General features: G+C 65.3%; 8 protein-coding genes. 3 read left to right on the top strand and 5 right to left on the bottom strand.

The window, feature by feature from the left end; translation table 11 throughout:
- Nucleotides 1-40: 40 nt before the first annotated feature.
- On the bottom strand, nt 41-1,240 hold the full coding sequence (gene rmuC / locus IVB47_RS19740) for a DNA recombination protein RmuC (protein WP_247357676.1): 1,200 nt from the start codon (nt 1,238-1,240) through the stop codon (nt 41-43).
- 171 nt (nt 1,241-1,411) lie between these two features.
- Here rmuC and def point away from each other — a divergent pair, with 171 nt between their 5' ends.
- Genes def through truA form a run of 3 tightly spaced genes read left to right on the top strand, consistent with a single transcriptional unit; the run spans nt 1,412 to nt 3,609 of the window.
- Nucleotides 1,412-1,936 carry a peptide deformylase gene (gene def, locus IVB47_RS19735; RefSeq protein ID WP_247463488.1) on the top strand — a complete coding sequence of 175 codons (525 nt, stop codon included), beginning with the start codon at nt 1,412-1,414 and terminating at the stop codon, nt 1,934-1,936.
- Between the two features lie 12 nt (nt 1,937-1,948).
- Nucleotides 1,949-2,872: a methionyl-tRNA formyltransferase gene (gene fmt, locus IVB47_RS19730; protein ID WP_247463487.1), complete on the top strand. Its 924-nt coding sequence runs from the start codon at nt 1,949-1,951 to the stop codon at nt 2,870-2,872.
- The gene (gene truA / locus IVB47_RS19725) at nt 2,872-3,609 is read left to right on the top strand and encodes a tRNA pseudouridine(38-40) synthase TruA (RefSeq protein WP_247463485.1); all 738 of its coding nucleotides are present in this window, start codon (nt 2,872-2,874) and stop codon (nt 3,607-3,609) included. Before fmt ends, truA begins: the two co-directional genes overlap by 1 nt.
- A gap of 163 nt (nt 3,610-3,772) precedes the next feature.
- On the opposite strand, the gene dapE is transcribed toward truA, so the two are convergent.
- The 4 genes from dapE to IVB47_RS19705 form a co-directional block, all read right to left on the bottom strand.
- Complete coding sequence (gene dapE / locus IVB47_RS19720; RefSeq protein WP_247427161.1) at nt 3,773-4,951, bottom strand: succinyl-diaminopimelate desuccinylase; 1,179 nt, start codon at nt 4,949-4,951, stop codon at nt 3,773-3,775.
- The gene (locus IVB47_RS19715; RefSeq protein ID WP_247463483.1) at nt 4,948-5,601 is read right to left on the bottom strand and encodes a DUF805 domain-containing protein; all 654 of its coding nucleotides are present in this window, start codon (nt 5,599-5,601) and stop codon (nt 4,948-4,950) included. Before IVB47_RS19715 ends, dapE begins: the two co-directional genes overlap by 4 nt.
- A 233-nt stretch (nt 5,602-5,834) precedes the next feature.
- Nucleotides 5,835-6,680: a 2,3,4,5-tetrahydropyridine-2,6-dicarboxylate N-succinyltransferase gene (gene dapD, locus IVB47_RS19710; RefSeq protein WP_247463481.1), complete on the bottom strand. Its 846-nt coding sequence runs from the start codon at nt 6,678-6,680 to the stop codon at nt 5,835-5,837.
- 149 nt (nt 6,681-6,829) lie between these two features.
- Nucleotides 6,830-7,588, bottom strand: a complete 759-nt coding sequence (locus IVB47_RS19705) for a pyrimidine 5'-nucleotidase (RefSeq protein WP_247463479.1) — start codon at nt 7,586-7,588, stop codon at nt 6,830-6,832.
- Nucleotides 7,589-7,627 lie beyond the last annotated feature (39 nt).

Below are 7,627 nucleotides of genomic sequence, written 5' to 3'. Positions count from 1 at the left end.
GATGCCCCGCCTTCGCGGGGCATGACAGTGTGCCACAATCTCACTCCCCCGCCTGGAGCTTCCGCGGGAACAGCTCGGCAGCGCCGGTCGCTACGAGATGCGGCGCTTCCGGCGCATCGCTCTTGCTGAAATCGAGCTCCTCGATCCGCCCGGCGCGTTTCTCGATCTTGTCGGCGGAGATCAGCACCTGCCGCACGTCCTCGTTCGCGTCGGCAAAATGCTTCTGGAGCTTCAGCACGCGATCGCGCAGGCGGCCGAGGTCGTCGCCGAGCTTGATCACCTCGGTGCGGATCTGGTCGGCGGCGTCGCGCATGCGCGCGTCCTTCATGATCTGCTGCATCACCTGGATCGCCAGCATCAAAAGCGAGGGCGACACCAGCACGACACGTGCGCGATACGCCTTCTGGATGACGTCGTCGAAACCGTCGTGGATCTCGGCGTAGACCGATTCCGACGGCACGAACATCAGCGCCATGTCCTGGGTCTCGCCGGCGACGAGATATTTCTCGGCGATGTCGCTGACATGCTTCATGACGTCGCCGCGCAGCCGCTGCGTGGCGATGCGCTTCTCCTCGTCGGTGCGCGCGTCATGCAGCGCGGTCATCGCTTCCAGCGGAAATTTCGCATCGATGCACAGTGGCCGCTGGTCGGGCAGGAACACGACGCAGTCCGGACGCTTGCCGGTCGAGAGCGTAAACTGGAACTCGTAGGCGCCCTTCGGCAGACCGTCCTGGACGATCGCTTCCATCCGCGCCTGACCGAAGGCGCCGCGCGACTGCTTGTTGGCGAGCACGTCGCGCAGGGTCGTCACCTGTGTGGTGAGGTCGGTGAGGTTCTTGTGCGCGCTGTCGATGATGCCGAGCCGCTCGTGCAGCGCGCGCAGGCTCTCCATGGTGTTGCGGGTGGTGTGCTCCATGGACTGGCCGACGCGGTGGGTCACCGAATCCAGCCGCTCGTTGACCGCGCGTGCCATGTCGGCCTGGCGGCCGGCCAGCGTCTGGGTCATGGCGTCGACCCGCCCCGAAGCCTCGCTCTGGGCATGCAGCATCTGGCTGATGCGCTCCTCGAGTTCGTCGGCGCGGATGGCGTTGGCCATCGCGAGTTCCGCCCCGCGCCGCCCGGAGCGCGCGATCACGACGGCGATCACCACCATCAGGATGAGGACCAGGGCACCGAAGCCGATCAGCGCGTCCACGGTGCGCACCGGCCAGTCGCCGAGCATGAAAATGATCTCGTTCATGCCCCTGCTTCTAGCCGATTCGCTCGGCGACACGAACGAATAGCGAACATTTAGGGTAAATGCCCCGTTAATTTTTATGGTTAACGAAACCCGAAGTTTTATGGTTAGCGGAGGGTTAACGGGGTTCCCGGCCGCATTGACCGCATCGAACGCGCGGCTTAAATCGCGGCCATGGCCCTCAGAGAAATCATCATCCTGCCCGACAAGCAGCTGCGTCTGGTCTCCAAGCCGATCGAGAAGGTCACGCCGGAGATACGAAAGCTTGCCGACGACATGTTCGAGACCATGTACGACGCGCCCGGCATCGGGCTCGCGGCGATTCAGATCGCGCAGCCGTTGCGGCTGATCACCATGGACCTCGCCAAGCCCGACCAGGACGGCGAGACCAAGCCCGAGCCGCGCGTCTTCATCAATCCGGAAATCATCGCCTCCTCCGAGGACCTGTCGGTCTACGAAGAAGGCTGTTTGTCGATCCCCGAATATTACGAGGAGGTCGAGCGCCCTGCGAAGGTGCGGGTGCGCTACACCGATCTCGACGGCAAGGTGCACGAGGAGGACGCCGAAGGCCTCTACGCCACCTGCATCCAGCACGAGATCGACCATCTCAACGGCGTGCTGTTCGTCGACTATCTGTCAAAGCTCAAGCGCGACCGCGTGATCAAGAAGTTCGAGAAAGCCGCCAAGCGCGCGGAGTGAGGTTCTCTGTCGATGCCCCTCCGCCTGATCTTCATGGGCACGCCCGATTTCTCCGTGCCGACGCTGCTCGAGCTCGTCGCGCACGGCCACGAGATCGCGGCCGTGTATACGCGCGCGCCCAAGCCCGGCGGCCGGCGCGGCCTGCAATTGCAGCCGACCCCGGTGGAAGAGGCCGCGCGAAAGCTTGGCGTGCCGGTGCTGACGCCGAAGAGTTTGAAGACGCCGGAGGCGCTGGAAGAATTCCGCGCCTTCGACGCCGATGCCGCCGTCGTCGTCGCCTATGGCATGATCCTGCCGCAGGCGATCCTCGATGCGCCAAAGCTCGGCTGCTACAATCTGCACGCCTCGCTGCTGCCACGCTGGCGCGGTGCGGCTCCCATCAACCGCGCGATCATGGCCGGCGATGCCGAGAGCGGCGTGATGGTGATGAAGATGGATGTCGGCCTGGACACCGGTGACGTCGCCATGGCCGAGCGTCTCGCGATCACGGACAATATGACGGCGCTCGATCTGCACGATCGTCTGTCCCGGCTCGGTGCCGACCTGATGGTGCGCGCCATGGCCGCGCTCGACCGCGGCGGGCTCCAGCTCAAAAAGCAGAGCGAGGACGGCGTCACCTATGCCGCCAAGATCGACAAAGCCGAAGCGCGGATCGACTGGACCAGGCCCGCGCGGGAGGTGCTGCGTCATATCCACGGACTGTCGCCGTTTCCCGGCGCCTGGGCCGAGCTTGAGAATGCGCGGGTCAAGATCCTGCGTTGCGAGCTGGCGAAAGGCGCGGGCGCACCCGGTGAGGTGCTCGACGATCACCTCACCATCGCCTGCGGCGAGGGTGCAATCCGTCTGATCGAGCTCCAGCGCGAAGGCAAGGCGCGCATGCAGGCCGCGGACTTCCTGCGCGGCGTGCCGTTGAAGCCGCCGATGCGGCTGGCCTGATGCCCCGCTACAAGCTCATCATTGAATATGACGGCGCACCGTTCTTCGGCTGGCAGGTGCAGGAGACGCTGCCCTCGGTGCAAGGCGCGCTGGAAGCGGCGGTGAAGGCGATGACCGGCGCGGATGCGCGCGTGCACGGCGCCGGGCGCACCGATGCCGGCGTGCACGCGCGCGGCCAGGTCGCGCATGTCGATATCGAGAAACAGCTTCCACCCGGCCGTTTTCGCGACGGCTTGAATGCGCATTTGCGCCCGCATCCGATCGCCGTGCTCGAGGCGGACGTCGTGCCTGATAGTTTCGAAGCGCGCTTCTCGGCCGTGAAGCGCCACTACCGCTACCGCATCGTCAACACCCGCGCCAATCTCGCGCTCGATGCCGGCCACGCCTGGCGCGTGCCGCGCCGGCTCGACGCCGACGCGATGCATGCGGCGGCACAACGCCTGCTCGGCAAGCACGATTTCACCACCTTCCGCGACACCGAGTGCCAGGCCAAATCGCCGGAGAAGACGCTCGATCAGCTCGACGTGCTGCGCGACGGGCGCGAGATCATTATTCTCACCTCGGCGCGCTCGTTTCTGCACAGTCAGGTGCGCTCCATGGTGGGGTCGCTGATGTGGGTCGGTGAGGGCCGCTGGACCGCCGACGATCTCTCCGCAGCGCTCGCCGCCCGCAACCGCGCCGCCTGCGGCATCGTCGCCCCGCCGGACGGGCTGTATCTGATGCAGGTGGATTATTAGACCGCGAGGCTGGAAACTCTCGCGACGCCCACCGCTGTCATTCCCCGCGAAGGCGGGGAATCCAGTACGCCGCGGCCTCTCGGATCAATGACTGCTGTCTCGGATTACTAGATCGCCCGGTCAAGCCGGGCGATGACAGCGGAGGGTTTGGCGGCAATGGGGCCTACCCAAAATACCTCGCCAAAATCCCGCGATACACCTTGGTCAGCTGCTCCAGATCCTGAACCGGCACACGTTCGTCGACCTGGTGCATGGTCTGGCCGACCAAGCCGAATTCGATCACCGGGCAATAGCTCGAGATGAAGCGCGCATCCGAGGTGCCGCCTGAGGTCGACAGCTCCGGCTTGCGGCCCGTCACCTCCTCGATCGCGGACACCGCGAGTTCGGTGAACGGTCCGGGCTTGGTCACGAATACGTTCGAGTTCGAGGGCTCCCAGACGATGCGGGCGCGAATGCGGTTGCCGCAGGCTTTGGTCAGCCGCGTCTCGACCAGCTCGCGCAGGCTCGCCTGGGTGTGGTTGTCGTTGTAGCGAATGTTGAATTTTGCGCGGGCTTGTCCCGGGATGACGTTGTTGGCGGTGTTGCCGACGTCGACCGAGGTGAATTCGAGATTGGAGGCCTGGAACTGCGCGCTGCCATGGTCGAGCGGCTCGTCCGAGATGGCCACGATCAGCCGCGAGATATCAGGCACCGGATTGGCGGCGCGGTGCGGATAGGCGACGTGGCCCTGCACGCCGTCGACATACAGCGTGCCGGATTGCGAGCCGCGGCGGCCGACCTTGATGGTGTCGCCGAGCGTCTCGACATTCGAGGGCTCGCCGAGCACGCAATGGTCGAATTTCTCGCCGCGCTCCGCCGCCCACTTCAGCAGCTTGATGGTACCGTTGATGGAGACGTCTTCCTCGTCGCCGGTGATCAGGAACGAGATCGAACCCGAGCCCGATTTTTGGCCGTCGCTGCGCGGCTTGCCGTCGTTCGCGGCGAGATGCTCCAGCACCGCGGCGACCGAGCAGGCGATGCCGCCCTTCATGTCGACCGCGCCGCGGCCATGCAGAAAGCCGTCTTTCACCTCGCCCGAGAACGCGCCGACGCTCCAGGCGCTCTCGTCGCCAGGCGGCACCACGTCGGTGTGGCCGGCAAAGGTGATGTGCGGCCCGTCAGCGCCGATCCGCGCATAGAGGTTGTCGACGTCGGCGGTGCCGGGCTCGCTGAAGGTCACGCGGTGGCATGTGAAGCCTGCCGCATTGAGGGCTTGTTCGAGCACGCCCAGCGCACCGGCATCGGCCGGGGTTACCGAGGGGCAGCGGATGAGATCGCGGGCAATCGAGAGAGCATCGGTCATGCGCCCCGCTTAACATGCATGCCGCCGGGTGGGCTAGCACTGGGCGGGACAAATTCGATCTCGCTCTGCTGGTCCCAGCTTTTCGCCGCAGGCGGGGCGGGCGCGGAGCCATCCTCAACGTCGGCCAATGGATCGGGGCCGAACCGGTTGTCGCCGGAGGTGCCGGGCACAATGAACATTTCCACGAGGCCCCAAAACCACGGAATGTGCACGGCCCAGGCGAGGGCAACAACCCAGTTTGATTCGGTGGGCAGCAGGTCCGAGAACTGGTCGAACAACGCGGGCACGACGAAGAACGAAACCAGCCACCAGCCGCTCCGGTCGCGATCGTGCAGCCGCTTGGTCGCGGTCGCGAGATAGATCCACAGGAATAGCGAGCTTCCGAGCACCTTGAGGATGAGGGTCGCGCGATCGGCCGTTGCCAGCAGACGATAGGCCCTGGGATCGACCACGTTGAAGATGTCGTCGACACCGAAATCGAAGTCGAGCTTGAAGTTGAAGGCGAAAGTTGCGGCCCCGTTCAGCACCTTGATGGCCTGGTCGATCATCCCGAGCATGCAGGCCAGCACCATGACGATCAGCAGCGCCTGCCACAGCAAGGGGCGGTTGATGCGGCCGTCGAAGCGGAAGAGATACCAGGTCCAGTCCATGCCAAAGGCTCCGGGCGGGAGAGGTCGCCCGGATGTTGGTCGTGCTGGGGGGAGGGTGGGTTCGACGGAGCTGCCAGACCCGTCATCCTGAGGTGCGAGGCCTGCGGTGCAGAGCACCGCAGGGGGAGCCTCGAAGGATGAGCGGTCACGATTCAGCCGGCAGCCGGGCCGTCGCCCTTCGAGGCTCGCCGAAGAGGCGAGCACCTCAGGGTGACGGTGGGAGAGTTAGACTCTCAATCCCGCAGCAGCTCGTTGATGCTGGTCTTGGAGCGCGTGCGCTCGTCGACGCGCTTGACGATGACGGCGCAGGCGGTGCTCGGGCCGATCTGGCCGTTCTTCATGGGCTTGCCGGGCAGCGCGCCGGGAACGACGACCGAATACTCGGGCACTTCGCCGATAAAGATCTCGCCGGTGTCGCGGTCGACGATCTTGGTCGACGCACCCAGGAACACGCCCATCGACAGCACCGCGCCCTTGCGCACGATCACGCCTTCGGCGACCTCGGCGCGCGCTCCGATGAAGCAATCGTCCTCAATGATGACAGGCTCGGCCTGCAGCGGCTCGAGCACGCCGCCGATGCCGACGCCGCCGGAGATGTGCACGCGCTTGCCGATCTGCGCGCAGGAGCCGACGGTCGACCAGGTGTCGATCATGGTGGATTCATCGACATAGGCGCCGAGATTGACGAAGGACGGCATCAGCACGACGTTGCGGGCGATGAAGGCCGAGCGGCGCACGATGGAGCCGGGGACGGCGCGGAAACCGGCGTCGCGAAAGCGGTTCTCACCCCAGCCGTCGAACTTCGAGGGCACCTTGTCCCACCAGGCCGCCTTGCCGGGGCCGCCGGGAATGGCGCCCATGTCGTTGAGGCGGAACGAGAGCAGCACCGCCTTCTTCAGCCACTGATTGACCTTCCACTTGCCGTCGGCCCCGCGCTCGGCAACGCGGGCCTCGCCCTTGTCCAGAATCTCCAGCGCGTGATCCACGGCGTCGCGGACCTCGCCCCTGGTCGAGGTCGAGACGCCGTCGCGCGCGTCGAAGGCGCCGTTGATGGTGGATTCGAGGGCGGACAGGGACATCGGGATTTCCTCAGAGGCGGGCGGGAATTTGCGGTGATTTGGAGCGCTTTTTCGGGATTTGGGGGGACGGAGTCAAGGCATACTCAGTGTCGCCCCCGGCGAAGGCCGGGACCCATACCCGCAGGGTCAAGTTTGGCGAAGACTCGGAGTTACCAGTTGCGCGCTACAACCGCGTGTTGGGGGTATGGGTCCCGGCCTTCGCCGGGACGACGTGGGGAGAGAGAGGACAGCCTGCCCAAAAACCCCGCCAGATCGTCGGTGACGTGGTCGACATGGGCGGCGCTCCGGCCTTCCAGCTCCCAGTCCTCGCGCACGACCTCTTTCGTCCCGTCCGGTATCACCAGCACCGTGGTCATGCCGAGCTCGTGCGGGACCGTGAGGTTGCGGGCGAGGTCCTCGAACATCGCGGCGCGGGTCGGATCGACCGAATGGTCGGCGAGAAACTTGCGGTAGGTCTGCGGCGCCGGCTTCGGCTCGAAGTCGGCGGCGATGATGTCGAACACGCCGTCGAAATGCGTGGCAAAGCCGAGCCGCGCCAGCACCGCATCGACATGATCGACCGAACCGTTGGTCAGGATCAGCTTTCGTCCCGGCAGTTTTGCGATGGCCTCGCCCAGCGCCGGGTTCGGCTCCAGCGGCGAGTGGTCGATCTTGTGGACGTAGGCGAGATAGTCGTCGGCGCGGACGCCGTGCAGGGTCATCATGCCGCGCATGGTGGTGCCGAAGCGCTGGTAATAATCCTTCTGGATCTTGCGCGCTTCCGCCGGTGTCAGGTTCAGCCAGTTGCAAACGAACTCGGTAATCCGCGCATCGACCTGCTGCCAAAGATTGACGTGGTGCGGATAGAGCGTGTTGTCGAGGTCGAACACCCAGGTGTCGACATGGCCGAAGGCGCGGGGTGAGGTCATTGCGGCTCTCTATTCGTTATCGGAGAGGGGCCCCAGCTT

Source organism: Bradyrhizobium sp. 62, assembly GCF_023073035.1.
In the GTDB taxonomy this organism is placed as follows: domain Bacteria; phylum Pseudomonadota; class Alphaproteobacteria; order Rhizobiales; family Xanthobacteraceae; genus Bradyrhizobium.
Note: the sequence above shows the minus strand (reverse complement) of the source record. Positions and strands in the feature narration are given on the sequence as shown.